Raw genomic sequence first — 25281 nt, forward strand, 5'->3', positions numbered from 1 at the left:
GCCGCCCTACCTCCCGGGGCGTAACGGGGAAGCCTCCGCCGGTACGACGACGTCGCCCGGACCCTTTGCGGACGATCGGGTCGTACGCGAGATGAGGAGGTCGATGACCATGGTGACGATGCTGGCGTTCGCGGCCCACCCGGGCCCGTGGCGGGACGGCGGCGACCCGCCGGCCTGGTGGCCGGTGTTCCCGATCGGGTTCGGGCTGTTCTGGGTGGCCGTGGCGGTGGGCGCGTTCTGGCTGCTGCGTCGGCGGTCGGCTCCGGCCGATCCGCGGGCGGGCGCCCGGGCGGTGCTGGCGGAGCGGTACGCGCGCGGCGAGATCGACGAGGACGAGTACCGGTCCCGGCTGGTGGTTCTCGGCTAGGCGTCCGACTCGGCCTCGGCTTCGGCGAAGATGCGGCCGATGCCCTCGTGGTCCATCGGTTTCCGGGCCGCGGCCTCGATGAAACGGGTGAGCAGCCGGGCGAACTCGATTCGCTCGGCCTCGCTCCAGTCGCTCATCAGCTCGTCGAGGTAGTCGCGGCGGCCCCGGGCGGCGACCTGCTTGACCCGGCGGCCGGTATCGGTCAGCGCGAGGTTGGCGCGGCGGGCGTCGGTGGGCGAGGGCCGTCGCGAGACCAACCCGGCGTCGATGGCGTGCCCGACCAGGCGGCTCGCGGTGGAGGGGTCGATGTCCAGGCGGTCGGCCACGGCGCCGACGGTCACTTCGCCCGCGTCTTCGAGCAGCAGCGCGGCGACGGCATGGACGACCATCAGGTTGGACAGCTGCAACGGCCGTCCGCCGGGCGCCTGCTCGCGGATCCGCTTCATCAGGTCGGGCTTGGCCCAGATCCGGCGCAGCTGGAACAGCGCGGACCCGATCTGCTCGGAGATCGGATTGCCGGAGACGCGGTCCGTCTCCATGGGGTGGCCTCTCGTTGATGTATGCATCCTGCAGATATATCCTACCCTGCGCTGCGCAGGCTTTTCGTTCGGGGAACACGGTGGCCGATCTGAATCCCCCACCCTGCCAGAACCGCTGAGCCACCGGCAGACCCTGATCGTGCTGATCGGCGGTCCCCGGCCGGCTGACGGGTCGGCTGACGGGTCGGCTCAGCGGGTGGCTGACCGGGCGGCTCAGCGGGAGAGCCGGACGCGGGCGCCCGGCGGGAGGCCCAGCCGCTGGGCCGCGTCGCCGCCGTTGACGGCGAGGGCGACCAGGCCCGCCGAGTCGGTGTAGGCGACGAGCTCACCGGGGGGCACCGAGCCGAACGTCTCCAGGTAGGGCACCACCAGCCGGCGCCGGCCCACCGTGACCGTCAGAGTCGCCCCCCGGACGGCGCCCAGCCGGTCGAGGTCGGCGCCGGTCACCGCGAGCTGGACGTTGCCGAACCGGTCCACGGTGACCACCTCGCCCTCCGCGGCGCCGTCCCGCACCAGCCGGGTCGGCGCCGGCAGCGCGACCAGTTCGGCGGGGCCGATCTCCCGACCCACTTCGGCGAGGGGCAGGCCGGCCGCCAGCCGCGCCGCCACCGGCATGAAGACGTCGCGGCCGTGGAAGGTCGCCGACACCGGGGACAGCCACAGCTCCTCGTTGGTGAGCTCGTACGCCCGGGACGGGACGGTCGCCGCCCAGGACAGCAGCCCGTTGTCGGGCCCCACGAAGACCCGTCCGCCGGACTGCACCGCCACGCCGCGCCGCGCCGTCCCCACCCCCGGATCGACCACCGCGACGTGGACGCCGGCCGGCAGGTAGGGGACGGTCTGCGCCAGCACCGCCGCCCCCCGGCGCACATCGCCGGGGGGAACGAGATGGGTGATGTCGATGAGCCGGATCTCGGGGGCGAGCCGGGCCGCCACTCCGTGGCAGGCCGCGACGAAGCCGTCGTCGAGGCCGTAGTCGGTCAGGAACGTGATGCACTGATAAGCCGCCACGCGGTACCACGCTACGTCGGGCCGTTCGGTGAGAACAGCCGGAAAGCGTCCGCCGGGATCGGTACGATGACACCCGCCGAACCCGGACGACCGGGACCAACCAACCACAGAGGGGACCAGATGCCCACGGCGCATGGCCCTGCTCAGGACGGCACGCCCGACGAACCTCCAGCGCTCGAAGGCCCGGAAGCCGACGAAGCCTTCCCTCCCGGCCTCCTCTCCGACCGTGACCGCCGCATCCTCGCCTTCGAGCGGCAGTGGTGGAAGCACGCCGGAGCCAAGGAACAGGCGATCCGCGAACAGTTCGACATGTCCGCGACGCGGTACTACCAGCTGCTCAACCACGTGATCGATCTGCCCGAGGCGCTCCAGCACGACCCGATGCTGGTCAAGCGCCTGCGCCGGTTGCGCAGCCAGCGGCGGCGGCAGCGTGCCGCGCGCCGGCTCGGCCTCCACACCTGACCCGCCGGAAGCGGCCATCACGGCCGCGCGCCGCGTGCCGTCTCGGCATTTCGCTCCGGCCGTGACCACCATTGGTCACGTGGACTTCTCAGCGGAACACCCCCAGACCCCGATGACTCCCGCCGGCGCCGAAGGGCTCGCCGCGATCCGGAAGAGCCCCGGTGAGGCGGTTCTCGCCTTCGACTTCGACGGAACCCTGTCGCCGATCGTCGAGGACCCGGCGGCGGCCCGGGCGCATCCCGACGCGGCCGCCGCCCTGGCTCGCCTGTCCCCGCTGGTGGGCACCCTTGCGATCATCACTGGCCGCCCTGCCGCGCATCCCGTCGGGAACGGCGGTCTCGGGGCCGTCGACGGCCTGGTGGTGCTCGGGCAGTACGGCCTGGAGCGGTGGGAGGCCGGCCGGCTGACCGTCCCCGAACCGCCCCCGGGGGTCGCCGAGGTGCGCGCCAAGCTGCCCCGCGTGCTGGCGGCGGCCGGTGCCCCCGCGGGCGTCCACATCGAGGACAAGGGGCACGCGCTCGCCGTGCACACCCGCCGCACGGCCGAGCCCGAGGTGGCGCTGGAGCGGCTGCGGAGCCTGCTGGGCGCGCTGGCCGAGCGGCATGGCCTGACCGTCGAGCCGGGCCGGTTCGTGCTGGAACTGCGCCCGCCCGGCATGGACAAGGGGGTCGCGCTGCGCGGCCTGCTCGACCCGGCGGCCCCGCCCTCGGCGGTGCTGTTCGGCGGCGACGACCTCGGTGACCTGGCCGCCTTCGCCGCCGTTGAGGAGCTGCGCGCCGAGGGCGTGCCCGGTGTCAAGCTGTGCAGCGGCTCGGCCGAGGTCACCGCCGTCGCCGAGCGCGCCGACCTGATCGTGGACGGGCCGGCCGGGGTCGTCCGGTTCCTGCGTGACCTGGCTGACTCACTCGGCTGAGCGACCGCCGGTGAGGACCGCGGCGGAAATTGGCATCCGGGTGAGTATCCGCCGATGAAATGTCACAAGGTGGGGTGATTCGTTTCTGATCTCGGTTGGGCGACACTGGGTCGATTGTGGAGTGAACGAGCGGAGCGGTCATGCGCGAGCACGAACCACTGCGCCCCGGCGACCCGCGGAGCCTGGGGGAGTACCGCCTGATCGGCTGGCTGGGGGAGGGCACCCGGGGCGTCGTCTACCGGGGGGTGGCGCCCGGCGGGGACCCGGTGGCGGTCCGGCTGCCGCGACTGCGGCCGGAGACGCACGGCTCCCTCGCCGCGGGGCTGGGCGACGTCCGGATGGTCGCCGTGCCCCGCGTGGCGCGGTTGCTCTCCGCCGGGATCGACGCCGGCCGGCCCTACATCGCCGGCGAGTTCGTCGACGGTCCCTCCCTGGCCGTCGTGGTCGCGTTGCAGGGCCCGCGGCCCAGGGCGGAACTGCACCGGCTGGCCGGTGACATGGCCGAGGCGCTCGCCGCCATCCACCGGGCCGGGGTCGTGCACGGTGACCTGGACCCCGGCAACGTGCTGCTGCACGCCGGGCGTGCCCGCCTCGTCGACTTCGGGATCGCCCCGGTGCTCGACGCTCTGTCCCCGTCCCCGAGCCCGCCGGACCCCGCCTACCTGGCGCCCGAGCGGTTCGCCGGCGGCCCGCCCAGCACCGCCGCCGACATCTTCGCCTGGGCGGCCACGGTGGTGTACGCGGCGTGCGGGCGGCCGCCGTTCGGCACCGGTCTCGCCCCCGACGTCGCCGCCCGCGCCCTGCGTGACCAGCCCGACACCGGAGGGCTGGACGACCCCCTGCGCGCGCTGGTGCTGGAGTGCCTCGCCAAGAACCCCCGCGACCGTCCCCCGGCCGCCGACCTGCTCCACCGGCTGGCCCCGCCGGGCGAGCCGCCCGTGCCGCTGCCCGCGCCGCTGCCCGCGCCCGTGCCGCCAGTGGCGGCCGTCGACCTGGCGATTTCGGATGATCCGGCGCTGGGCGTCCGGTTCGAGCCGGCCCCGAAGACGCGCGCCCCGGTGCCGGCCCCGGCGGGACGGTCCTGGGACGCTCCCTCGCACCACAGCGTCCGGGCATGGGGGCTCGCTCCGGCCGATGTCGAGCAGGCGGGCCCGGTGCTCTTCGCACCGATCCCGCGGCCGCCCGTCGCCGCGCCGACCTCCCCGCACCCCGTCGCCGCGCCGGCCTCCCCGCCCTCCGTCGCCGTGCCGGTCTTCCCGCAGCCCGTCGCCATGCCGGCTCCACCGGAGGCGCCCACGCCGGCCGTCGCCCCCGAGGTGGGGCCGGAGAACGACGTCCGCGTCGCCGGGCGGGTACGGCACGCCCCGGTCCAGGAGTCCCTGACTCCCGAGGCGTTCGTGAACGTCGACGGTTCGGGGAACGTCCAGGCGCGGATCGCCGCGAACGGCTCGAACGGGAACGCGCCGGTGGCCGAGCGGACCCCGGCCCGGAGCACGCGGGACGACGACGAGCCGGACGAGCCGGACGAGGTGGACTTCTCCCGCGCGGCCACGGGGCTCCGGCGCCGCGCGGCGCGCACCCGCCGCAACGCGATCGTGGCCGGGGCGGTCATGCTCTGCTTCGCGGTGCCGGTCGTGGTCACGGTGCTGCGGTCGTCCGGCGGTTCCGCCGAGCAGTTCCCCGGGGAGCCCGCGGGCCCGGGACTGCCGGTCACCGGCCCGGCCGTCGAGGCGGCCGCCTCCGGTGTGCCGACCTACCGGCTGGCCGCGGTCGGTGGCGGCGGCGACGGCGGTTCGGACGCGATGGGGCAGCCGACCCCACCGGTCGGCACCGTCTACGCCTACGCCGAGTACGTGCTGACCAACCTCCAGCAGCGGGAGGTCCCGCTGGAGTACCCGGCCGACATCTTCGTCACCCGCGGGCTGGTCCCCGCCTGGGACCAGAACCGGTGCCTGACGCAGCCGGGGGTGCCCATCGACGTGTGCGTCCTGCCGGCGCAGAACCGGGTGGTCAAGGCACTGAACGGGACCGGGGCGCCGGAACCGCGCGGCGGTGAGTTCTTCCTGGCGCCCGGCGCGTCCTATCTGGTGCGTGTGGCCACCGAGGTGCCCGTCTCCAAGGGGCTTACCCCCAGGGACATGAAACTGTATGTCTGGGAGAAGGCTTTCATAGCCGATCAGTTGCCCAAGCCGATGCCGTTCCCGGGCTAGGTGTAGGACTCGCCCAGGGTCTGCCGCACCTGCTTGCGGGCCTCGTGGATCCGGGACTTGACCGTGCCCAGCGGCAGCCCGAGCTGCTCGGCGATCTCGGCGTACTCGAGCTGGGAGACGTCGCGCAGCACCAGCGCCTGGATCAGGTCGGGCTTGCGTGACTCCAGCTCCTCCATGGCGTCCAGGATGTCCACCCGGGAGCCGGCGATCACGCTCGTCCGGCGCGGGTCGGGACGCTGTTGCGGCAGCTCACCGGCCTGCTCGACCGAGCGCCGCTTGAGCGAGCGGTAGGTGGAGCGGGCCGAGTTGGCCACCACCACGTGCAGCCAGGTGCTGAACTTCGACCGGCCCTCGAACCGGTGGATGTTGCGGGCCACCTGGAGGAGCGCGTCCTGGCACGCCTCCTCGGCGTCCTGCCGGCAGGGCAGGAAACGGCCGCTGTGCCGCATCACGTCCGGCTCGATCCGGCGCAGCAGATCGTTCAACGCTCCCTGGTCGCCCTGCGCGGCCTTGACGGCCAGTTCCTCGGTCTGCTGGTCGAACGCCATCGCCACCCCTCGCCTTCTGGGCGCCCGCGGCCGTACCGCCCGCGCGCTCCCACCCGCCCCCCGTTGTTGGGCATGATACGGGGGTGTCCATCCCTGCATCAGTCGGCCGTTACCGAACCGATCGCGTCCTGGGCTCCGGGGCCTTCGCCTCGGTATGGCTCGGGCACGACGACGCGCTCGACGCGAAGGTCGCAATAAAAGTCCTGTCCGGAAGCCTGCTCGACGACCTCGACGTCCGCAACCGGTTCCACGAGGAGGCGCGCATCCTGCGGCGGGCCGACTCCGAGCGGCTGGTCCGGGTCCACGACATCGGGGAACTGCCCGACGGCCGCCCGTACTTCGTCATGTCCTACGCCGACCGCGGGACGCTCGCCGACCGGATGCGGGAACGGCCGCTTTCGGTCGCCGAAACGCTTGCCATCGCCGAGGACATCGCGTATGGGGTGGCGGTCATCAACCGGTTGGGCGTGATCCACCGCGACCTCAAGCCGTCGAACGTGCTGTTCCAGTCCACTCCGGACGGCGGTGAGCGGCTGCTGATCGCCGACCTCGGCCTGGCCAAGGCCATCGCGCACGCCTCCGGCGCGTTCACGCTGCCGGTCGGCACGCCCGGCTACATGTCGCCCGAGCAGGCCCGCTTCGGCGGGGGCCTCGACGTGCGGGCCGACGTGTACGGGCTGGGCGCGCTGACGTACCACATGCTGACCGGCCGCCCGCCCGGCCCCGCCCCCGTCACGAAACCGCCGAGCGCGCTGCGGGAGGGGCTGACACCCGAGTTCGACCGGGTGATCCTGCGCGCCCTGGAGGTCGAGCGCGACAACCGGTGGGGCACCGCCCAGGAATTCGCCGAGGCGCTGGCCGGGCTCCGCCCCGCATCCCCGCCCGTGGACGACGACCGCACCGTGCTGGACCGCCCGCTGGACCCCGGCCCGGCGGGACACCCGATGGGGCCGCCCCCGCAGGGCGGCCCGGGGTACCGGGAGGGTTCTCCGCCTGGTCAGGGGCCGCAGGGTCCTCAGCCCGGTCCGGGGTACCGGGAGGGTCCTCCGCCTGGCCCCGGGTACCGGGAGGGTCCTCCGCCTGGTCAGGGGCCGCAGGGTCCTCAGCCCGGCCCCGGGTACCGGGAAGGTTCTTCGCCCGGTCAGGGGCCGCAGGGCCCTCAGCCCGGTCCGGGGCCGCACGGCCCCCCACCCGGCCAGGGAGGCCCGCCGCCCGGCCAGGGACCCCAGGGTGGTCCGCGGCCCGGCCAGGGGCCGCAGGGCGGCCCCTACGGCCCCGCCAACCAGACCGCGCCCGACCGGAGTGACTCCCCGCCCGCCCAGGGCGACCGCCGGCTCGGTCCCGGCGGCCCGTACGGATCCCCCGAACAGACCGCGCCCGACCGGAACGGCCCTCCGCCCGGCCGCGGGGCGTCGCCCGACGACGTCCGCACCACCGAGGTCAGGCTGCCGCGACCACCGGGCGACGACCGGACGATGGTCGACCGGCCCGGCGGCGGGTTCGCCGGACCGCCCGCGGGCGGTGGTTCCGACGACGACCGCACGGTCTCGCTCGACCGCGGCCAGTTCGCCGGTGGTCCGCCCCCCGGCGGCGGCACGGCGATCCTGCACGGTCCCCCCGGGGCGGGCGGCACTCCTCGCGAGGGGATGCAGGGGCCGCCGCGTCACGGCGGCCAGCCGGGACGGCCGGGGGCCGGCAAGGAGCAGAAGAAGCCGATGACCCCGTGGATCATCGGGGCGGGGGTCCTCACGGTGGCCCTGGCCGGCGGGCTGCTGGCCGGCACGCTCATGTCGGGTGGCGACGACGAGCCCGACGGCCCCAGGCTTCCGGCCGACTTCGTGACCGTGAAGGACGCCTCCGGGAAGATCACCGCGGCGGTGCCCAGGGCCTGGCCCAGGCAGCCGCAGCCGACCTGGAACCCGGCCGACGTCGGGCTGGCCGACGCGCGGGCCCGGCCGGTGCTGCGGGCCACCCCGGACTTCAACGGCTTCCGGCAGACGGCGGCGAAGGTCCCGGGCGTCTTCGTCGGGCTCACCACCGACGTGGCCCAGGGCAAGCTGCCCCCCGCAGGCGCCTCGGAGCACCCGCAGTGCACCAAGGCGCAGCCGCAGCGGTACACCGGCCCGGCCAACGGCCTGTCGGGCACGATCACGCGCTACACCGGCTGCACCACCGGCACGCCGACCATCGTCGAAATCGGCCTCACCGACCGGACCGGCAAGTTCGGGGCCTGGGTACGCATCAAGCAGGTCGACCAGCGCGACGTCACCAAGGACGTCCTGGACAACCTCCGGCTCGCCGCCCCCTGACCGGGGGGCGGCCCGGGTGCCGGGGCGGGGGCATGCTCCGCCGGGCTACCGGTGATGTCCGCGGTGCCGCCCCTGACCGGGGCGGACACGGCGGTGGGCCGGCCGCTCCCCGCCCGGCGGCCGCGCCGCGCCGCTCCGGCCCGGTCCGGCGCGGACGTGTTCGGGCGGCAGGTCAGCGGGGGCGTTCGTGGTGTGCTTCGGTTCGCCGTTTCGGTCTGGTCCGGCGTGGCGGCAGGGCCGGGACGCGGACGTGCTCGGGCCGCGGCCCGTGGCCGATCAGCTGGGCGACCATGCGCGCCAGCGGCGGGAACCGGCGCGCCGCCACCAGCGGTCCCGGTGGCCGTGGCGCGCGGGTGCCGCCGAGGGTGGGCCCGATCAGGGCGTTCTGGGCCAGGAGCTGGATGCGCTGGATCACCGCCGTGGGGAATTGCCGCCGCTGCTGGACCGCGGCGAGTTCCCGGCTGGTGGGGGACGCGCCGCGGCGCAGCGGGGCGGTGAGCAGGTTGGCGGTGGCCACCGCGTCCTGGATCGCCAGGTTGATGCCCACCCCGGCGATCGGCGACATGGCGTGTGCCGCGTCGCCGATGCACAGCAGCCCGGGCAGGTGCCACTGGCGGAGGCGGTCGACCCGCACGTCGAGCACGCTGATGTCGGTGAAGTCGAGGGCGGCCGTCCGGTCGGCGAGGAAGGGCAGCAACTCCCCGATCCGCCGGCGCAGCGCCTCGATGCCCGCGGCGCGCACCTGCGCGTACTCGCCCTTGGGCACCAGGTAGGCGAGCTGCCAGTACGTCATCCGGTTGATCCCGACCATGACCCGCCCGGGGGCGAGCCGCAGGAACGTGTCGTCCCGGTCACCGGCCGCCCGTGGCAGCCGGAACCAGGCGACGTCCATCGGGGCACCGTACTCGCGTGACCGCAACCCGGTGGCGCGCCGCAGCTCGGAGCGCCGACCGTCGGCGGCCACGGTGAGCGCGGCCCGGACCTCGTGGTCGCCGGTGGCGTCGGTGTAGCGCAGGCCCACCACCCGGCGGCCCTCGCGCACCAGGTCGTACGCGTGGGCGTTCATCCGCAGCGTGAAGTTCGGGTAGCGCCCGGCCTCTTCGGCGAGCATGTCCAGGAAGTCCCACTGCGGGACCATCGCGATGTGGGGGTGCCGCTCGCGCAGCAGCCCCAGGTCGACCAGCGGCACCTCCTCGTCGTCGGTGATGACGAGGAGGCGGCGGACCTTGTGATGTTCCAGCCGCTCGAAGCGCTCGCCGAGCCCGATCTCGTCGAGCACCTCCAGCGTCGACGGGTGGATCGTGTCGCCCCGGAAGTCACGCAGGAAGTCCCCGTGCTTCTCCAGCACGAGCACCTCGACGCCGGACCGGGCCAGCAGCAGGCCGAGCATCATCCCGGCCGGGCCCCCTCCGACGATGCAGCATGTCGTTGACTCGGTCATACCAATAATTCATCATTTGGTGAGTTATCCGTCAAGTTGGGCTCCCGGCTGCGGGCCCGCCGGTTAAAGAACAGCTAGTGGAACGCCATGAGGCGGGTGATCCCACTGTTTGGTGCTCCTGCTGCGGGAAGCATTCATTGGCATGGCTCCCCAAACCGACAGGCCGATCTTCGTCATCGGATGTCCACGTTCCGGTACCACGCTGCTCCAGCTGATGCTGCACTCCCATCCCCGCATCGCGATTCCCGTCGAGACCCGGTTCGTCCTGCAGGCGTACGACTCCCGGCGCGACTTCGGCGACCTGCGGGACTCCGCGAACCGGCGGGCGCTGGCCCAGTGGATCGTCGGCCGCCGGCAGAGCAGGTTCCGCGACCTGGGCCTCGACCCGAAGGCCGTCGCCGCCGAGATCGTCGCCGGGCCGCCCACCCTCGGCTCGGCGCTGGGGATCGTCTTCCGCGCCTACGCCCGGCGGTTCGGCAAGCCCCGCTGGGGGGACAAGCGGCCCGCCTACGCCAAGCACGTCGACGCCTTACTGCGGATGTGGCCCGACGCCCAGTTCGTGCACGTGGTCCGGGACGGCCGCGACTGCGTGGCCTCGCTCAAGGAGATGCCCTGGTACCGCCACGACATCCACCACGCGATCGCCAACTGGCGGGAAGCCGTCGACGACGGCCGCCGCAACCTGGCCCGGCTCGGCCCCGAGGCCTTCCACCTGGTCCGGTACGAGCACCTCGTCACCCGCCCCGAGGAGGAGCTGACGCAGCTGTGCGCGTTCCTCGGCGAGGAGTACCACCCGGCCATGGCCGCCCCGCAGGGCATCGCCGAGACCACCATGCCCAAGGGCCGGACCTGGCATTTCCGGACCAAGGGTGAGGTCACCTCCGGCCGGGTCGGCTCCTGGGCGCAGCGGCTGGAACCCTGGGAGGTCGGGCTGGTCGAGACGGTCCTGGGGTCCCGGCTCCGCGCGCACGGCTACGAGCCGTCCGGCACCGCCCGCCCGTCCCCCCTGCACCTGGCCCGGTACGCCCGGGTGGCCGCCCACCGCAGGGCGGCGCAGCGCAAGAACGCGCTCGTCCGCGGCTACCGGCGGCTGTCCGAGCCCGGGCCCGTCGTCTCCCTGCTCACGGAGCACGACAGCCTGTCCATCCGGTGACGGGACGGGTTTCCGCACGCCTCGCGGTCAGTCCAGCGCCGCGAGCTGGTCGGCGAACCACCGGTCCGGTGGGAGCGCGGTGGCGGCCTCGACCAGCCGCCGGCAGCGCTCGGCCCGCTCGCCGGCCGGCATCAGCAGCGCCCGGTGCAACGCCTCCGCGGTCTGGGAGACGTCGTAGGGGTTGACCGTGAGCGCGTCCTCGGCGAGTTCCGCGGCGGCCCCCGCCTCCCGCGACAGCACCAGGGCGCAGTCCCGCTCCGACAGCACCGGGCCCTCCTTGGCGACCAGGTTCATGCCGTCCCGGATCGGGTTGACCAGCAGCACGTCGGCCAGCCCGTAGGCGGCCAGCGAGCGCGGGTAGTCGTCCTCGACCTGGAGGATCAGCGGCTGCCAGGTGTCGGTGCCGAACTCCTCGATGATGCTCGCGGCGGCCCGCCGCACCTCCTCGGTGTAGGCGCGGTACTCCGGCAGGTCGTAGCGGGACGGGTAGGCGAACGCCAGGTGCACCACCCGGCCGTGCCACTCGCGGTGGTTGGCCAGCAGTTCCCGGTAGGCGGCCAGCCCGCGGACCAGGTTCTTCGACAGCTCGGTGCGGTCGATCCGCACGATCAGCCGTCGGCCGTCCACCTGCGCGCGCAGCGCCGCCGCCCGGGCGGCCACGTCCGGCTCCGCGGCGCGCGCCCGCAGCGCGGCCCCGTCCACCCCGAGGGCGTGGACGCCGATCCGGGTGGTGCGCCCGGCGTGTGTGACCGTGCGGGCGTGCCGGTCGATCTTGGCGTCCAGCACCGCCTCGCAGCAGTCGAGGAACGCCTCGGCCCAGCGGTCGGCGAGGAACCCCGCGTGGTCGGCGCCGAGGATGCCCTCCAGCACCCGGACGCCGAGGTCGTCGGGCAGCAGCCGGTAGTACTCCGGCGGTGCCCACGGCGTGTGCGAGAAGTGCGCGATCCGCAGGTCGGGCCGGCGTTCCCGCAGCATCAGCGGCGCCAGCGACAGGTGGTAGTCCTGGATCGCGACCCGCGCGCCGGGCGCCGCGTCGCGGGCCAGCGCGTCGGCGAAGGCCGCGTTGTAGGCCTCGTACGACTGCCAGTCGCGCCGTGAGCGGGCGTCGAAGTGCGGGGCGTTCGGAGTGTCGTAGAGCAGGTGGTGGACGAACCACAGCGTCGAGTTGGCCACCCCGTTGTAGGCGCGCCGGAAGGTGGCGGCCGGGATGTCCAGCATCCGCACCGCACCGCCGGTGTCGTGCCCGGCGAGATCGAGGCGCCCGCCGGGTGCCTCCCGCGCGGCCTGCCGGTCGGTGTCCGACAGCGCCGCGCACACCCACAGCACCTCGGCGCGGCCCGCCACGCCCGCCAGCCCGGACACCAGCCCGCCGCCGCCCCGCCGCAGGGCGGGGGCGCCCCCGTCGGACGGAGTGAACGACACCGGGCCGCGGTTGGACGCGATGAGCACCTGACGATCGGAGCGATCATCCATTCCCGCAGTCTGACACGGGTCTTTCGGTCATCTGGTTACGGGGCGGTAATAAGCTCGCAGTTTGCTGCTTGATCAGCGGGTATCTGTGCGGCCATGACGGTGGAGACCGAGCGCGCCGCGCCCCCCAGAGGCAACAGCGAAGAGACGAAGAAGACCGTGCTGGCGGCCGGAGCGGCGAACGTGGTCATCGCCGTGGCCAAGCTGATCGCCGGATTGGCCGCCGGTTCCAGCGCGATGCTGGCCGAGGCCGCGCATTCCCTGGCCGACACCCTCAACCAGGGGTTCCTGCTGGCCTCGCTGCAGCGCAGCCGCCGCCCGGCCGACGCCCAGCACCCGTTCGGGTACGGGATGGAAAGGTACTTCTGGTCGCTGATCGCCGCGGTGGGAATCTTCGTCGCGGGCGCCTGCTACTCGATCTACGAGGGCGTGCTGGAGATCGTCCGGCCGAGCGAGGGGGGCGACGCCCTGCCGGCTTTCATCGTGCTGGGCGTGGCGTTCGTGGCGGAAGGGCTGTCGCTGTGCCGGGCCGCGTACCAGGTGCGGCAGGAGGCCCGCGGCCGCGACCGGGAGGTGCTGGAGCACGTCCGCCGCACCCCCGACACCACGCTGAAGGCGGCGGTGCTGGAGGACAGCACGGCGGTGGTAGGGCTGGTGATCGCCGCGTTCGGGCTGGCGATGCGCGAGGTCACCGGGTCGAGCGTGTGGGACGGGGCGGCGTCGATCGCGATCGGGCTGCTGCTCGTGCTGGTCGCCTGGACGCTGGGCCGCAACAGCAAGGAACTGCTGATCGGCCGGGCGGTGGACCGGGAGACCCGGCAGATGATCCACACCGAGATCGGCGGCACCCCCGGGGTGGACCAGGTGGTGGAACTGCTGACCATGCACCTCGGGCCGGATGACCTGCTGGTGGCGGCCAAGGTCGCGTTCGACGACGACATCAGCGCGGACCGCGCCGAGGACATCGCCGACGAGATCGACCGGCGGTTGCAGGAGGTCTGCCCCATCGTCCGGCACGTTTTCCTCGACCCGACCCAGCTCCAACCGGAGTGATCTTTGTATCCTCTGGGTAATCTCAGGTGCTGAGACCCGTCATCTGGCATCCAGACAGATCGGTTAAACTCCCGCATAACGCCGCCGAACGTTGGCGGCGAACACAACTTCATAGCGCTCATCCAGAGGGGTGGAGGGACCGGCCCTGCGAAGCCCCGGCAACCCTCCCGGCTCAGACGCGCTCGCGACCTGCGAGGCCGGCCGGGACAGGGTGCCAACTCCGGCCCGTGACCAAGGTGGCACGGGACAGATGAGGAGAGAGGCCTCGCTTTCATGGCACTCAGCCCTGCCAGCAATCTCGGACCCGCCGTCGGCCTGATCTGCCGCGAGTGCGGCACCGCCGCGGAACTCGGCCCGCGCTACGCCTGCGACCAGTGTTTCGGCCCCCTGGAGATCGAGTACCGGTTCACCCGTACCGAGGGCGCCCACCCGGAGATCACCCGGGCGAGCATCGAGGCCGGACCCCGCAACATCTGGCGCTACCGCGGCCTGCTCCCGGTGCCGGACCAGGTGGCCGAGACCCCCAACACCGAGCCCGGCTTCACCCGGCTCGTCCGCGCCGACCAGCTCGCCGAGTCCCTGGGCATGAGCCGGCTGTGGGTCAAGGACGACAGCGGCAACCCCACCCACTCGTTCAAGGACCGGGTCGTCGCGGTGGCGCTGGCCGCCGCCCGCGAACTCGGCTTCAAGGTGCTGGCCTGCCCGTCCACCGGGAACCTGGCCAACGCGGTCGCCGCGGCGGCGGCTCGGGCCGGGATCCGCAGCGCGGTCTTCGTCCCGTCCAACCTGGAGAGCCAGAAGATCATCACCACCGCCGTCTACGGCGGCACGTTCGTGACGGTGGACGGCAACTACGACGACGTCAACCGGCTGGCCTCCGAGATCGCCGGCGAGCAGGAGGACTGGGCGTTCGTCAACGTCAACGTCCGCCCCTACTACGCCGAGGGCTCCAAGACCCTGGGCTACGAGATCGCCGAGCAGCTGGGCTGGCGGCTGCCGGACCAGATCGTGGTCCCGGTCGCCTCCGGCTCCCAGCTCACCAAGATCGACAAGGCGTTCCAGGAGTTCATCAAGCTCGGCCTGGTCGAGGACCGGCCCTACAAGGTCTTCGGCGCCCAGGCCACGGGCTGCTCCCCGGTGGCCGCCGCGTTCAAGGGCGGCCACGACGTCGTCCGCCCGGTCAAGCCCGACACCCTCGCCAAGTCGCTGGCGATCGGCAACCCCGCCGACGGCCCCTACGTCCTGGACGTGGTCCGCCGGACGGGCGGGGCGGTCGAGGACATCGACGACGCCGAGGTGGTCGAGGGCATCCGGCTGCTGGCCCGCACCGAGGGCATCTTCGGCGAGACCGCCGGCGGCGTGACCGTGGGCTGCCTCAGCAAGCTGGTGCGGACCGGGCAACTGGACCCCGAGGCCGAGACGGTGATCATCAACTCCGGCGACGGCCTGAAGACGCTGGACGCGGTGGCCCCCGTGGTCGGCCCGTCCGCCAACATCGCGCCGTCCCTGGAGGCCTTCCGCGCCGCCGGCCTGGCCTGACCCCGAACGAACACGAGTCCCTCAGAAGGCGGATGAGATGAGCACGGTTTCCGTACGTATCCCGACGATCCTGCGCACCTACACGGACGGCGAGTCCGAGGTGAAGGCCGACGGCGGCACGTTGCGCGAGGTGATCGCCGACCTCGACGCCAGCTACTCCGGCATCGCGGCCCGCATCCTCGACGACAACGGCAAGATCCGCCGCTTCGTCAACGTGTACGTGGGCGACGAGGACGTGCGGTTCGCCGAGGGGCTCGACACCCCGACCCCCGCGGGCTCCCAGGTCTCGGTGATCCCGGCCGTCGCGGGCGGCTGACGAAGCGGGCCCGCCCGCGGCCGGGGTAGGTGTTTGGCCACGGGCGGGCAGGGGGATGCGGCGCCCGGGCGGGTACAGGCCCCTCCATGGAACGCGTGATGGAGGTGGCCGAAACCGTCCGGGCCCATCCGGCGGTGCACGAACTCGAACTGGTCGGCTCCCGGGCCCGGGGCGATCACACGGAGTTCTCCGACTGGGACTTCCGGGTGGCCACCGACGACTTCCTGTCCGTGGCGGCTGGACTGCCGGCCCTGGTCGCCCCGCACGAGCCGCTGGCCGCGCAGTGGGACCGGCTCAGCGACTACGAGTGCTACATGCTCGTCATCTCCGGCCCCACCAAGATCGACTTCATCTTCCGGGACGTGCCGCGCCGATGGGGCTCGCCCTGGCGGGTCGGCCCCGACACCCTCGCCGCGGTGGACGCGCACTTCTGGGACTGGACGGTGTGGCTGGTCAGCAAGCGCGCCCACGGCAAGCGCGACCTCGTCCGCGCCGAACTGCTCAAGATGAGCCAGTACCTGCTCCAGCCCATGGGGGTCGACGCCGTGCCCGCCGACCTCGGCGAGGCCGCCGACCGCTACCTGGGCGCCCGCACCAAGCTGGAACGCCGCTACGGCCTGCGCGTCCCCCGGTCGCTGGAACGCGAAATCCGGCCCCTCGCCCGGTGAGGTCTACGACAGAAAGGCCGCTACGGTTGCGCCGTTCGGGTGACCATTACCGGCCGTTTGGCGATAGGTGACAGGGGCTGTTGCGGCAGGATGCCCGCCGGTATGTTCGACTCGATCATCCGTGCCGGGTGATCATCGGGTCCGCGTTGACAGGGGCGGACCCACGGGCTTTGCCGCGGGTTCGGCCCGCGGTCGATCGGCAGGGTTGTGGTATGGCGCAGGGCACCGTCAAGTGGTTCAACGACGAGAAGGGTTACGGCTTCATCGCCGTCGATGGAGGCCGGGACGTCTTCGTCCACTACTCCGCCATTCAGATGGACGGCTACCGCAGCCTTCAGGAAGGCCAGCGGGTCGAGTTCGAGATCACCCAGAGCGACCGGGGCCCCCAGGCCGACGCCGTCCGCGCCGTCTGAACGCCCCCCGACACTCATCCGCCCCCGGCCTGGGAGACCCGGGCCGGGGGCGTTGCAAGCCCGTGCCCGCGGCTGAGGCCGTGATCGGCCGTACGGTTCCGGGCCGGGGTCGCCGGTGCCCCGTGTCCGACGCCGGGTGGCTCCGCAATAGGCTCGACAGACGGAAGCCCGTCGGTCGGGAGGAGGCGGAACCCGGTGAGCGGAGTCGTGGTCGCGGTCAGCCGCAGCGCGGAGCACACCTTCGGCAAGGCGAACGAGCCCATGATCAGGCTGCTGGCCGGCCTCGGGGTGGAGGGCGACGCCCACCTGGGCGCGACGGTGAAGCACCGGTCCCGGGTGGCCCGGGACCCGAGCCAGCCGAACCTGCGCCAGGTACACCTGATCCACGCCGAACTGTTCGAGGAACTGCGCGGGGCCGGCTTCGAGGTCGCGCCGGGGCAGCTGGGCGAGAACGTCACCACCAGCGGTGTCGACCTGCTCGCCCTGCCGACCGGAACCCTGCTGCACCTGGGTGGCACCGCCGTGGTCGAGGTGACCGGCCTGCGCAACCCCTGCACCCAGCTCGACGGCTTCCAGCAGGGCCTGATGTCCGCGGTCCTCGACCGCGACGAGGACGGCGCCGTCGTCCGCAAGTCCGGTGTGATGGCCGTCGTCCGCACCGGGGGAGAGGTCCACCCCGGAGATCCGGTCACCGCCGAACTCCCGCCGGAGCCGCACACCCCGCTGCGTCCGGTCTGACCGCAGGAGACCACACCCCTTGCCCCGGAACCACCTCGATCTACGCCCCGACTGCGGCAGCTGCTTCGGGCTGTGCTGCGTCGCGCTGCCCTTCACGGCTTCCGCGGACTTCGCGATCGACAAGGACGCCGGGCACCCCTGCCCCAACCTGGACGCGCACTTCCGCTGCGGCATCCACGCCGGCCTGCGGGAACGGGGTTTCCCGGGCTGCACCGTCTACGACTGCTTCGGCGCGGGCCAGCGGGTCTCCCAGGTCACCTTCGGCGGACGGGACTGGCGGAGCGACCCCCGCACCGCCCGGCGGATGTTCGGGGTGTTCCCCGTCATGCGCCAGCTCCACGAACTGCTCTGGTACCTGACCGAAGCGCTGTCCCTGCCGCCGGCGCGTCCCGTCCACGCCGAGCTGCGCCGCGTGCTGGAAACAACCGAACGCCTCGCCCGCGGCGGCCCCGAGGAACTTGTGGAACCGGTCGTGGCCGCGCACCGCGAGCAGGTCAGGCCGCTGCTGCTGCGCACCAGCGAACTCGTCCGGGCCGAAGTCCCCGGCCGCCGGGACCGTAGCGGAGCCGACCTCATGGGTGCCGATCTCAAGGGCGCCGACCTGCGCGGCGCGGGCCTGCGCGGCGCCTACCTGATCGGGGCCGACCTCAGGAACGCCGACCTCAGGACGGCCGACCTGCTCGGCGCCGACCTGAGAGCCGCCGACCTGAGCGGAGCCGACCTGACCGGCGCCATCTTCCTCACCCAGGCCCAGCTCAACGCCGCCAGGGGTGACACCGCCACCGTGGTCCCGCCGGCACTGGCCCGGCCCGCGCACTGGCAGAGCTGAACCACACCACTCTTCGCGGGAGATATTTGGCGCCCGTTTCGTTGGGAATTGTCGAATCAGCTCATGGCTGCGGTCAAAGGCCGTTGCGCGATCCGGTCGCCAATAGGCGAATCGTGGGGCTGCCCTTTTCCGCGCCGATATGCTGAGCTGGGGCAGGGCCTTCGGGGTCGTGATGGTTCCCTGCGTGAGAGGGACACCCGAAGGCCCTGCCCTGTGCTCATTTCCAGTTCACGTCAAAGGGCGCGGGTACGTGAACCTCGGTGACCTTTGTCAGGTCGTTCAGGGAGCCACGGCCACGCATCCCAGCGGGGCCTCCGGTACGCCGCCGTGGGAGAGTTCCGTGGCGCTCGTGAGGGGATACTCGACCACGCACATGGGGTCGACCACGGCGGGGGCGGCGGCCGCACTGGCCGGCAGGGCCAGCATGGTCGTCATGAACGCGCCGGCGGCGAGGGCGGTGACGGCCACGGCCGGCGACATGAGACGGAGCATGTTCTTCATGATTCCTCCAGTCGATCTGTTGTCCGGGAACCACCACCCCCTTTATTTCCCACCGTGATTTCCCCGTAGCACATTGTGAGGACTTTCTAATGCACTGACTTCCTGGAACCGAAGTATCGGAGAATTACCCACAAACTGCCGTATATTGGCGCGTTTGGTCTCACTTCACAGGTCGGGGACGAGCGTCGCAGCCAGGAACCCGCCACCGTGGAAGTGGCTGTAGGTCACCGTTTCTCCGATGGGGAGGACGTCCGCGAACGGCACCTCGGTGGGGTAGACCGCCGCCCTCAGGTCCGCGAGGAAGGCGTCGTCCGGCAGCCGGGCGGCGACCTCCGCGATCTCCGTGTCACCGGAGGTCCGGGCCACGGGGACCGGCAGGGGCTCGGCCCCGGCGGAGGGGTGGCGGGACAGCGAGTCGTCGCTGTTGAACAGCCAGTCGCTGAACGCCGGGCCGACAGCAGTGCCGGTGGAGCGCGCCGCCTCCAGCGCGGAATCCACCCCCATCACCAGGTTGCCCACCCAGCTCAGGAACCCCGGGGCGACCAGGCGGGCATAGGGCTCTTCCCAGAAGCTGAAGATCCGCCCCCAGGCGCCGCTTTCCGGGTCGATGTCGACGTAGTACGTCGTCGCGGAGCCATCGCTGTGCAGGATCCAGCTCGCGGAGGCGTCTTGCAGCGGCCAGTACTCGTTGGCCACCGGCAGGTGATTGTCGGGAAGGTTGAAGTCGAAGACATGGCGACCGTCGCCGATCGTGAAGCCGCCGGCCCTCCTGAGGAAGGCGCGGACCTCCTCGGGCACGCCGACCGGCCACGCGGACATCTCGTCGTCGGTCATGGCCCGACCCAGCCTCACCTGACCGGCCGAGCCCGCGGCGAGTGCCTCGAGACGGGCGACGATCTCCGCTGCGTCCGCATGCTCCGCTGCGCCGGCCATCGTTCCTCACGTCGAATTCGTGGACCTTGCGATGGCTTCGTATTCAAGCATTTCCCCCCGACGCCCTCACCCCGATCAGCGAACCTCTCCACCCCCCGGCCAGGCCGCCCGCACCGGACGGCGACCACACGCCTGGTCATGACGACCGCGTGGCCGCCCGAGCACGGCGCCGGCCGAAGCGGGGCCAGGGTCCTCCGTAGGGGGACGGCCCCACTTCGACGGCGCGCCGGTCAGCCGGCCCCGGTACACGTCCGCCGCCCCAATGCCGCGAGGCGGCCGGTGCGTCGCCCATGGCGGGAACGGGGGCACCGGGTCATGCTCCTCGGCGATCGGTTCGCCGATCACTCCCACCGGCCGGGCTGGTAGTCGCCGCCGGGCTGCTGGACGATGACGTTCAGGCGGTTGAAGGCATTGATGAGAGCGATGCCGGACACCAGGGCGGTGAGCTGGTCCTCGTCGTAGTGCTTGGCGGCGTTCGCCCAGGCCTCGTCGGTGACGCCGCCGGCGGCGTCGGCGATGCGGGTGCCCTGCTCGGTGAGCTCCAGGGCGGCCCGCTCGGCCTCGGTGAAGACCGTGGCCTCCCGCCAGACCGCGACCAGGTTGAGCCGCAGCGAGGTCTCCCCGGCCAGTGCGGCCTCCTTGGTGTGCATGTCGACGCAGTAACCGCAGCCGTTGATCTGGCTGGCGCGGATCTTCACCAGTTCCAGCGTCGAGGTCGGCAGCGCAGAGTCGACCAGGACCTTGCTCGCCGAGACGAGGTACTTCATGTACTTGGCCCCGACAGGGTTGGCATGATGGTTGAGGCGGGCGTCCATGATGATCTCCTTGCTGGTGTCGTTACGCTGCTATGACCGGATGGCCCGGCGAACTGTGACGACCGGACGCCGTGACGTGGGTCTCCCCACTCGTTCTCGTACACCCGCACGATCACCTGGGCGGCCATCGGCGGGCTCTCGGGGAGGCGGAGTCGGCTGCCCCGTACGGACCGGTTCCGGATGGTGAAGAAGTGATTTCGCCCCTGTCCTGTCAGCGGTCCTCGCTAGGTTGACCGCATGGGAGTTCCTTGGGGCGTCGTTTCGTATCCGGCACAATGGAGCCGGGAAGAGGTGCTCGAAGAATGGATGCCATTCGCTGAGACGGCCCTCAACACGCGCCGCGTGTTCCACGTCATGCACGGCGAAGACCGCATCGGCTTCCGTCAGGTGCGCGACGCCGAGGGCCGCCTGGAGGTGGTCACCACCGTGAGCGCGGACCCCGCGGCACGGGCGAAAATCGACGCGCTGTCCGAGGGCGACGGCACCTACAGCCTCTTCGACCGGATTTTCGACGGCTACGAACTCTTCGTCCCCTGGAGCAGCAAGTACGCGATCAGGAGCATCACCACTCCGTCGCGTTCCTGGCACGCCGAGACGCTCGACTTCCTGATGTCCCACGCCCGCTCCGCCAAGGTCGAGAGATGGAGCACCCCACCGGTGTATTCGACGGACCCCGACCTGCTGAAGCTTGCGGACGACCTGTTCGCCGCCGCGACCGCGGCGAAAAAGCTCAAGATGCTGATCAGCATTTCCTATTGAGCCGTTACGCCGGGAACGGCGATAGCGGGTTCGCGTGGGTGAGCGCACGGGGTCAGGCGCGAGATCCCCGCTTCGGGTTCACCCGGCCAGGCCCGTCGCGGTCCCGACCATCGGTGAGCTTCTCCCGTACCGGTTGGAGAGAGCGCAGGCATGCGGGCGAGCCGGCATGAGGGGCGTCAGTGAGTCAACCGCAGCAGAACGGGTTGTCGCAGGGGTCTCCGACCTCGCTGCCGTAGGCGACGAGGTCACGAACGGGGCCCAGCGCCTCCCAGGCAGCCTGCTGGTCGAGCAGGGGAGCCGACGGATCGGACGGCTTCCCCCAACTCGGTGGGGTGTCATCAATGTCGAAGCGCGGCTCGCCGTTCACGAACAACGTCCATAGGGCATGGTCCGGAAAGCAGTTGATCCGCAGGACCCACCACTGGCCATCGACCATCGCGGCGACCGGGAAGTACGAGTTGCCGGTCCTGCGCCAGTCAGGAGTGCACGCCAACTCGGGGTTCGGCATCACCCCAGTCTGCGGCCCGACGCCACTGACCGCCATACCCGGGGACGAGCGCTGCCAGACGGGAGCGGCCAGTCGGCTCGCAGGCCCGGTGGTACCGGCCGGGCAACAGCCGCGGGGATCCCTTGCCGGCGTGACCGGACGGACGGTCTCGGCGACCATGCCGGAGCCGCCCGTTCCGCATCTGCTCCGCGTCATGGGGCGAGCGCTCAAGGACCTGGCGGCTTGGCCGCTTCCACCCGGCCCGCGGAACACGCCGGACGGAGAAACCGGACCCACCACCGAACCAGGGGGCTTGTTCCGCGATTGTTCCGGGAACACCGACAGGACGTGGGTCGTAGCGGGGCACACCTGTACATGGCCGGAGCCGGTCAGGGGGCTGTTCGTCCTGGTGACACCGGGGGTTCACCTGGCCGGGGAAGCGGTCTCGGGGACGATGTCCCACGTTTGCACTCGACGGGGTAGAGTGCTAAAAAAACGGTTGGCACTCTACTGTGGAGAGTGACAATCCCACAGTCTGGGTCGGGGCGATGAGGCCTCGTCACCGGCGACGGAATGGGAGTCGTCGGGGCAGGTCGTCCGTCGCGGGCGTCGGCTCGATCCGCTTGGCCACCCTGTTCCGGGAGGACTGGAGCCTATGGCTGCAAAGATGATCGCGTTCGACGAGGAGGCCCGTCGTGGTCTCGAGCGCGGTATGAACCAGTTGGCCGACGCGGTCAAGGTGACCCTTGGTCCCAAGGGCCGCAATGTCGTGCTGGAGAAGAAGTGGGGCGCTCCCACGATCACCAACGACGGTGTGTCGATCGCCAAGGAGATCGAGCTCGAGGACCCGTGGGAGAAGATCGGGGCCGAGCTGGTCAAGGAGGTCGCCAAGAAGACCGACGACGTGGCCGGTGACGGTACGACCACGGCGACGGTGCTGGCGCAGGCGCTGGTCCGTGAGGGTCTGCGGAACGTGGCCGCCGGTGCGAACCCGATGTCGCTGAAGCGGGGCATCGAGGCCGCCGTCGAGCGGGTGAGCGAGGAGCTGTCCAAGCTCGCCAAGGATGTGGAGACCAAGGAGCAGATCGCTTCGACGGCTTCCATCTCCGCTGGTGACACGCAGATCGGCGAGATGATCGCCGAGGCGATGGACAAGGTCGGCAAGGAAGGTGTCATCACCGTCGAGGAGAGCAACACCTTCGGGCTCGAACTCGAGCTCACCGAGGGTATGCGCTTCGACAAGGGCTACATCTCGCACTACTTCGTGACCGACCCTGAGCGGATGGAAGCGGTCCTCGAGGACCCGTACATCCTGATCGTTCAGTCCAAGATCTCGGCCAACAAGGACCTGCTGCCCGTCCTCGAGGGCGTCATGCAGGCCGGCAAGCCGCTGCTGGTCATCGCGGAGGACGTCGAGGGTGAGGCCCTGGCCACCCTGATCGTCAACAAGATCCGTGGCATCTTCAAGTCCGTGGCCGTCAAGGCTCCGGGCTTCGGCGACCGCCGCAAGGCCATGCTGGAGGACATCGCCACCCTCACCGGTGGCCAGGTCGTCAGCGAGGACGTCGGCCTCAAGCTGGAGAACACCACCCTGGACATGCTGGGCCAGGCGCGCAAGGTCGTGATCACCAAGGACGAGACCACGATCGTGGACGGCGCCGGTGACGCCGAGCAGATCGCGGGGCGGGTCAACCAGATCCGTGGCGAGATCGACAACACCGACTCCGACTACGACCGCGAGAAGCTGCAGGAGCGGCTGGCCAAGCTGGCCGGTGGTGTGGCGGTCATCAAGGCCGGTGCGGCCACCGAGGTGGAGCTCAAGGAGCGCAAGCACCGGATCGAGGACGCTGTCCGCAACGCCAAGGCGGCTGTTGAGGAGGGCATCGTCCCCGGTGGTGGTGTGGCGCTGCTGCAGGCGGGCGCGAAGGCGTTCGACAAGCTGGAGCTGCAGAGCGACGAGGCCACCGGTGCCGGTATCGTCCGGCGCGCGCTGGAGGAGCCGCTCAAGCAGATCGCCGTCAACGCCGGCCTGGAAGGCGGCGTGGTGGTGGAGAAGGTCCGCAACCTCAAGCCGGGTGAGGGCCTGAACGCCGCCACCGGCGAGTACGTGGACATGTTCGCCAGCGGCATCATCGACCCCGCCAAGGTCACCCGCTCGGCGCTGCAGAACGCCTCCTCGATCGCGGCCCTGTTCCTGACCACCGAGGCCGTCATCGCCGACAAGCCCGAAAAGAACGCTGCTCCGGCGATGCCGGGCGGCGACGGCGGTATGGACTTCTGAGCCTGAGCTCATAACGTCCGACCCGTACGACGAGAGGGCGGTCCCATACCGGGGCCGCCCTTTTCGCCTCTGCCGAGCACTTGTTTGGCATCATGCGATGACGTGAGCGACCTCTTCGACTTCCCCTCCCTGCGCATCGAGCAGCCGCGCAAAGTCCTGGCCAACAAGGTGGCGTACAAGATCCTCGATCCGGCGGGCAACCTCCTCGCGACGGCCGAGGAGACCACGGTCCGGGGCCGGCGCGAGCAGCTACGGGCCGCGCTGCCCGGTCATGCGCTGTTCGGTGACCGTACGTTCCACGTGACCTCCCCCGCCGAAGAACTCCTGCTGGTCATGGAGAAGCTGGACCGCCGGGAAGGCACCCGCATCAAGCGCCCGGACGGCGACCTGATCGGCATGGTCCGGCCCGAGCGCACCAACCGCCATTACGGCCTGTTCGACGCGGCCGACCAGCGAATCGGTGAGATCGTCGGTGAGATCTCCCTGCGCCGCTTCACCGTCAAGGACGCGACAGGCCGGCAAGCCGCGCTGATCAACAAGAAGTGGGCCGGGGTGGCCACCGAACTGTTCACCCACTCCGACCGCTACACGGTGGAGTTCGACGACCGGGCGGAGGAGCCACTGCGCACCATCGTCGCGATCACCGTGATCCTGCTGGATCTGATCCTGCACGAGTCCAAGGACGTGGTCTAGCCACCGGGAGGCCCCGGCTCGGCCGCCGTGTCATCGACTCTTGGACGAGCCCTCCCGGGGTACCTTGCGGGAATGCGATCCGTTCCGGAGAGCCTTGGCAGGTGGCGGATGTCGCCGATGCTCCCCACCGTGGCGAACGCCATCATGGCCGTGCTGTGGGCGTTCTCCGCTCCCGGTGGCTGGGGGGTCACCGCGTTCTGTGGAGTGCCAGGGTCTCGCGACCCCGGTTGCGCGGACGCCTACTCGCTGGTGGCGCTGCTCTCCTTCGTGCCCGCCGTTCTCGCGATACTGGCGGCACTGCTCGCCTGGATGCTGCCTCGAATACGGCGTAATCCGGATCGGATGGACACCGTGCTCCTGGCCGGAACGCTGGCCTGGGTGGCGGCCGGGTTGGTCCTGTTCATCGGCGGCTACCTGGCCCAACGCTGAGAGTCTTGACGGCAAGCCGTTATGAATTGGACACTTCGCCCTCGATTTGACGAGCGAGTCCTCGGGGCATAACGTTCTCTCTGCCCACGGAGGTGCGGGACACCAGCAAGGTGGCCGGCTCCGGGGGAACCAGTCGGGTAATCATCGGCGGAAGAGATTCCGCAGGTGAGTGCTGGGCAGGGGCGGATGAAATCGCCGATTTTGACCGGCGGACAGAATCCGCTAAGGTTTAAGACATCACCCCGGAGGGAACGCCGCGAAAGCGGACACCAACCGTGTGTGTCTGTTGCTTGAGAACTCAACAGCGTGTTAAAAGCCAGTGCCTTTCGGCCTCCCATGTTGTGGGAGGTCACCCCGTTGCCCTGGGTCTGTGGATCTGGGGTGGGGATTTCTTTGAGGCAATG

General features: G+C 71.4%; 26 protein-coding genes and 1 riboswitch. Of the genes, 17 read left to right on the forward strand and 9 right to left on the reverse strand.

Going from position 1 to position 25281, the window contains the following annotated elements; translation table 11 throughout:
- The first annotated feature begins 103 nt into the window (after positions 1–103).
- On the forward strand, positions 104–367 hold the full coding sequence (locus DPM19_RS30870) for an SHOCT domain-containing protein (protein WP_199485371.1): 264 nt from the start codon (positions 104–106) through the stop codon (positions 365–367).
- Here DPM19_RS30870 and DPM19_RS30875 read toward each other — a convergent pair.
- Together DPM19_RS30875 and DPM19_RS30880 are read right to left on the reverse strand one after the other, a co-directional pair.
- Positions 364–906: a MarR family winged helix-turn-helix transcriptional regulator gene (locus DPM19_RS30875; protein WP_111871614.1), complete on the reverse strand. Its 543-nt coding sequence runs from the start codon at positions 904–906 to the stop codon at positions 364–366. The two genes, DPM19_RS30870 and DPM19_RS30875, sit on opposite strands and share 4 nt — an antisense overlap.
- 213 nt (positions 907–1119) lie before the next feature.
- Positions 1120–1917 (reverse strand): SAM hydrolase/SAM-dependent halogenase family protein, encoded by a 798-nt coding sequence (locus DPM19_RS30880; RefSeq protein ID WP_146779063.1) that lies wholly within the window; start codon positions 1915–1917, stop codon positions 1120–1122.
- A gap of 120 nt (positions 1918–2037) precedes the next feature.
- Between DPM19_RS30880 and DPM19_RS30885 the strand changes: the two genes are divergently transcribed.
- The 3 genes from DPM19_RS30885 to DPM19_RS30895 all read left to right on the forward strand — a co-directional run bounded on the left by DPM19_RS30885 (position 2038) and on the right by DPM19_RS30895 (position 5502).
- A complete protein-coding gene (locus tag DPM19_RS30885; protein WP_111871640.1) occupies positions 2038–2379 on the forward strand; it encodes a DUF3263 domain-containing protein in 342 nt (113 codons plus the stop codon).
- Positions 2380–2491: 112 nt separating this feature from the next.
- On the forward strand, positions 2492–3292 hold the full coding sequence (gene otsB / locus DPM19_RS30890) for a trehalose-phosphatase (RefSeq protein ID WP_111871615.1): 801 nt from the start codon (positions 2492–2494) through the stop codon (positions 3290–3292).
- Between the two features lie 140 nt (positions 3293–3432).
- Positions 3433–5502, forward strand: a complete 2070-nt coding sequence (locus tag DPM19_RS30895; RefSeq protein WP_111871616.1) for a serine/threonine protein kinase — start codon at positions 3433–3435, stop codon at positions 5500–5502.
- Here the strand turns inward: DPM19_RS30895 and DPM19_RS30900 are convergent.
- Positions 5499–6050 carry an RNA polymerase sigma factor gene (locus DPM19_RS30900; protein WP_111871617.1) on the reverse strand — a complete coding sequence of 184 codons (552 nt, stop codon included), beginning with the start codon at positions 6048–6050 and terminating at the stop codon, positions 5499–5501. The two genes, DPM19_RS30895 and DPM19_RS30900, sit on opposite strands and share 4 nt — an antisense overlap.
- 83 nt (positions 6051–6133) lie before the next feature.
- Here DPM19_RS30900 and DPM19_RS36585 point away from each other — a divergent pair, with 83 nt between their 5' ends.
- Positions 6134–8359, forward strand: a complete 2226-nt coding sequence (locus DPM19_RS36585) for a serine/threonine-protein kinase (RefSeq protein ID WP_233510957.1) — start codon at positions 6134–6136, stop codon at positions 8357–8359.
- A 172-nt stretch (positions 8360–8531) separates the two neighbouring features.
- Here the strand turns inward: DPM19_RS36585 and DPM19_RS30910 are convergent, their stop codons facing one another.
- Positions 8532–9800: an FAD-dependent oxidoreductase gene (locus DPM19_RS30910; RefSeq protein ID WP_111871618.1), complete on the reverse strand. Its 1269-nt coding sequence runs from the start codon at positions 9798–9800 to the stop codon at positions 8532–8534.
- 142 nt (positions 9801–9942) lie between these two features.
- Between DPM19_RS30910 and DPM19_RS30915 the strand changes: the two genes are divergently transcribed.
- Positions 9943–10953, forward strand: coding sequence for a sulfotransferase family protein (locus DPM19_RS30915; RefSeq protein ID WP_111871619.1), 1011 nt, complete (start codon positions 9943–9945; stop codon positions 10951–10953).
- A gap of 27 nt (positions 10954–10980) precedes the next feature.
- Here DPM19_RS30915 and DPM19_RS30920 read toward each other — a convergent pair whose 3' ends face one another.
- Positions 10981–12426 carry an alpha,alpha-trehalose-phosphate synthase (UDP-forming) gene (locus DPM19_RS30920; RefSeq protein WP_111871620.1) on the reverse strand — a complete coding sequence of 482 codons (1446 nt, stop codon included), beginning with the start codon at positions 12424–12426 and terminating at the stop codon, positions 10981–10983.
- A 93-nt stretch (positions 12427–12519) separates the two neighbouring features.
- Here DPM19_RS30920 and DPM19_RS30925 point away from each other — a divergent pair, with 93 nt between their 5' ends.
- The 7 genes from DPM19_RS30925 to DPM19_RS30955 all read left to right on the forward strand — a co-directional run bounded on the left by DPM19_RS30925 (position 12520) and on the right by DPM19_RS30955 (position 17979).
- Entirely contained in the window at positions 12520–13476 is a 957-nt protein-coding gene (locus DPM19_RS30925; RefSeq protein ID WP_111871621.1) for a cation diffusion facilitator family transporter, read from the forward strand.
- A gap of 115 nt (positions 13477–13591) precedes the next feature.
- Positions 13592–13733: riboswitch (SAM riboswitch) on the forward strand.
- A 16-nt stretch (positions 13734–13749) separates the two neighbouring features.
- The gene (gene thrC, locus DPM19_RS30930) at positions 13750–15015 is read left to right on the forward strand and encodes a threonine synthase (protein ID WP_111871622.1); all 1266 of its coding nucleotides are present in this window, start codon (positions 13750–13752) and stop codon (positions 15013–15015) included.
- A 37-nt stretch (positions 15016–15052) separates the two neighbouring features.
- A complete protein-coding gene (locus DPM19_RS30935; RefSeq protein ID WP_111871623.1) occupies positions 15053–15331 on the forward strand; it encodes a MoaD/ThiS family protein in 279 nt (92 codons plus the stop codon).
- An 86-nt stretch (positions 15332–15417) separates the two neighbouring features.
- Positions 15418–15999 (forward strand): nucleotidyltransferase domain-containing protein, encoded by a 582-nt coding sequence (locus DPM19_RS30940; protein WP_111871624.1) that lies wholly within the window; start codon positions 15418–15420, stop codon positions 15997–15999.
- A 212-nt stretch (positions 16000–16211) separates the two neighbouring features.
- Entirely contained in the window at positions 16212–16412 is a 201-nt protein-coding gene (locus tag DPM19_RS30945) for a cold-shock protein (protein ID WP_111871625.1), read from the forward strand.
- A 195-nt stretch (positions 16413–16607) separates the two neighbouring features.
- A complete protein-coding gene (locus tag DPM19_RS30950) occupies positions 16608–17150 on the forward strand; it encodes an MOSC domain-containing protein (protein WP_199485372.1) in 543 nt (180 codons plus the stop codon).
- 19 nt (positions 17151–17169) lie between these two features.
- Entirely contained in the window at positions 17170–17979 is an 810-nt protein-coding gene (locus DPM19_RS30955) for a pentapeptide repeat-containing protein (protein WP_111871626.1), read from the forward strand.
- Positions 17980–18258: 279 nt separating this feature from the next.
- On the opposite strand, the gene DPM19_RS30960 is transcribed toward DPM19_RS30955, so the two are convergent.
- The 3 genes from DPM19_RS30960 to DPM19_RS30970 form a co-directional block, all read right to left on the reverse strand.
- Complete coding sequence (locus tag DPM19_RS30960) at positions 18259–18480, reverse strand: hypothetical protein (protein ID WP_111871627.1); 222 nt, start codon at positions 18478–18480, stop codon at positions 18259–18261.
- Between the two features lie 165 nt (positions 18481–18645).
- Positions 18646–19314, reverse strand: coding sequence for an SMI1/KNR4 family protein (locus tag DPM19_RS30965; protein ID WP_146779064.1), 669 nt, complete (start codon positions 19312–19314; stop codon positions 18646–18648).
- Between the two features lie 440 nt (positions 19315–19754).
- Entirely contained in the window at positions 19755–20228 is a 474-nt protein-coding gene (locus DPM19_RS30970; protein ID WP_111871629.1) for a carboxymuconolactone decarboxylase family protein, read from the reverse strand.
- A gap of 291 nt (positions 20229–20519) precedes the next feature.
- Between DPM19_RS30970 and DPM19_RS30975 the strand changes: the two genes are divergently transcribed.
- Positions 20520–20987: a hypothetical protein gene (locus DPM19_RS30975; RefSeq protein WP_111871630.1), complete on the forward strand. Its 468-nt coding sequence runs from the start codon at positions 20520–20522 to the stop codon at positions 20985–20987.
- A 184-nt stretch (positions 20988–21171) separates the two neighbouring features.
- Here DPM19_RS30975 and DPM19_RS30980 read toward each other — a convergent pair whose 3' ends face one another.
- Positions 21172–21495, reverse strand: a complete 324-nt coding sequence (locus DPM19_RS30980; RefSeq protein ID WP_111871642.1) for a hypothetical protein — start codon at positions 21493–21495, stop codon at positions 21172–21174.
- A gap of 634 nt (positions 21496–22129) precedes the next feature.
- On the opposite strand from DPM19_RS30980, the gene groL reads away from it, so the two are divergent.
- The 3 genes from groL (at position 22130) to DPM19_RS30995 (ending at position 24877) form a co-directional block, all read left to right on the forward strand.
- Positions 22130–23755, forward strand: coding sequence for a chaperonin GroEL (gene groL, locus DPM19_RS30985; protein WP_111871631.1), 1626 nt, complete (start codon positions 22130–22132; stop codon positions 23753–23755).
- Between the two features lie 102 nt (positions 23756–23857).
- Entirely contained in the window at positions 23858–24448 is a 591-nt protein-coding gene (locus DPM19_RS30990) for a phospholipid scramblase-related protein (RefSeq protein ID WP_111871632.1), read from the forward strand.
- A 72-nt stretch (positions 24449–24520) separates the two neighbouring features.
- The gene (locus DPM19_RS30995; RefSeq protein ID WP_146779065.1) at positions 24521–24877 is read left to right on the forward strand and encodes a hypothetical protein; all 357 of its coding nucleotides are present in this window, start codon (positions 24521–24523) and stop codon (positions 24875–24877) included.
- Positions 24878–25281 lie beyond the last annotated feature (404 nt).

The sequence above is a fragment of the Actinomadura craniellae genome, assembly GCF_003289645.1.
Lineage (GTDB): Bacteria > Actinomycetota > Actinomycetes > Streptosporangiales > Streptosporangiaceae > Actinomadura_D > Actinomadura_D craniellae.

What these genes read in the sequence shown, in the direction of transcription:
- groL (WP_111871631.1), top strand. Translation starts at nt 22,130, where the DNA reads ATGGCTGCAAAGATGATCGCGTTCGACGAGGAGGCCCGTCGTGGTCTC.
- DPM19_RS30910 (WP_111871618.1), bottom strand. Translation starts at nt 9,800, where the DNA reads ATGACCGAGTCAACGACATGCTGCATCGTCGGAGGGGGCCCGGCCGGG.
- DPM19_RS30920 (WP_111871620.1), bottom strand. Translation starts at nt 12,426, where the DNA reads ATGGATGATCGCTCCGATCGTCAGGTGCTCATCGCGTCCAACCGCGGC.
- DPM19_RS30915 (WP_111871619.1), top strand. Translation starts at nt 9,943, where the DNA reads ATGGCTCCCCAAACCGACAGGCCGATCTTCGTCATCGGATGTCCACGT.
- DPM19_RS30965 (WP_146779064.1), bottom strand. Translation starts at nt 19,314, where the DNA reads ATGACCGACGACGAGATGTCCGCGTGGCCGGTCGGCGTGCCCGAGGAG.
- DPM19_RS30925 (WP_111871621.1), top strand. Translation starts at nt 12,520, where the DNA reads ATGACGGTGGAGACCGAGCGCGCCGCGCCCCCCAGAGGCAACAGCGAA.
- otsB (WP_111871615.1), top strand. Translation starts at nt 2,492, where the DNA reads ATGACTCCCGCCGGCGCCGAAGGGCTCGCCGCGATCCGGAAGAGCCCC.
- DPM19_RS30995 (WP_146779065.1), top strand. Translation starts at nt 24,521, where the DNA reads ATGCGATCCGTTCCGGAGAGCCTTGGCAGGTGGCGGATGTCGCCGATG.
- DPM19_RS30885 (WP_111871640.1), top strand. Translation starts at nt 2,038, where the DNA reads ATGCCCACGGCGCATGGCCCTGCTCAGGACGGCACGCCCGACGAACCT.
- DPM19_RS30870 (WP_199485371.1), top strand. Translation starts at nt 104, where the DNA reads ATGACCATGGTGACGATGCTGGCGTTCGCGGCCCACCCGGGCCCGTGG.
- DPM19_RS30945 (WP_111871625.1), top strand. Translation starts at nt 16,212, where the DNA reads ATGGCGCAGGGCACCGTCAAGTGGTTCAACGACGAGAAGGGTTACGGC.
- DPM19_RS30895 (WP_111871616.1), top strand. Translation starts at nt 3,433, where the DNA reads ATGCGCGAGCACGAACCACTGCGCCCCGGCGACCCGCGGAGCCTGGGG.
- DPM19_RS30940 (WP_111871624.1), top strand. Translation starts at nt 15,418, where the DNA reads ATGGAACGCGTGATGGAGGTGGCCGAAACCGTCCGGGCCCATCCGGCG.
- thrC (WP_111871622.1), top strand. Translation starts at nt 13,750, where the DNA reads ATGGCACTCAGCCCTGCCAGCAATCTCGGACCCGCCGTCGGCCTGATC.
- DPM19_RS30900 (WP_111871617.1), bottom strand. Translation starts at nt 6,050, where the DNA reads ATGGCGTTCGACCAGCAGACCGAGGAACTGGCCGTCAAGGCCGCGCAG.
- DPM19_RS30960 (WP_111871627.1), bottom strand. Translation starts at nt 18,480, where the DNA reads ATGAAGAACATGCTCCGTCTCATGTCGCCGGCCGTGGCCGTCACCGCC.
- DPM19_RS30980 (WP_111871642.1), bottom strand. Translation starts at nt 21,495, where the DNA reads ATGCCGAACCCCGAGTTGGCGTGCACTCCTGACTGGCGCAGGACCGGC.
- DPM19_RS30935 (WP_111871623.1), top strand. Translation starts at nt 15,053, where the DNA reads ATGAGCACGGTTTCCGTACGTATCCCGACGATCCTGCGCACCTACACG.
- DPM19_RS30875 (WP_111871614.1), bottom strand. Translation starts at nt 906, where the DNA reads ATGGAGACGGACCGCGTCTCCGGCAATCCGATCTCCGAGCAGATCGGG.
- DPM19_RS30970 (WP_111871629.1), bottom strand. Translation starts at nt 20,228, where the DNA reads ATGGACGCCCGCCTCAACCATCATGCCAACCCTGTCGGGGCCAAGTAC.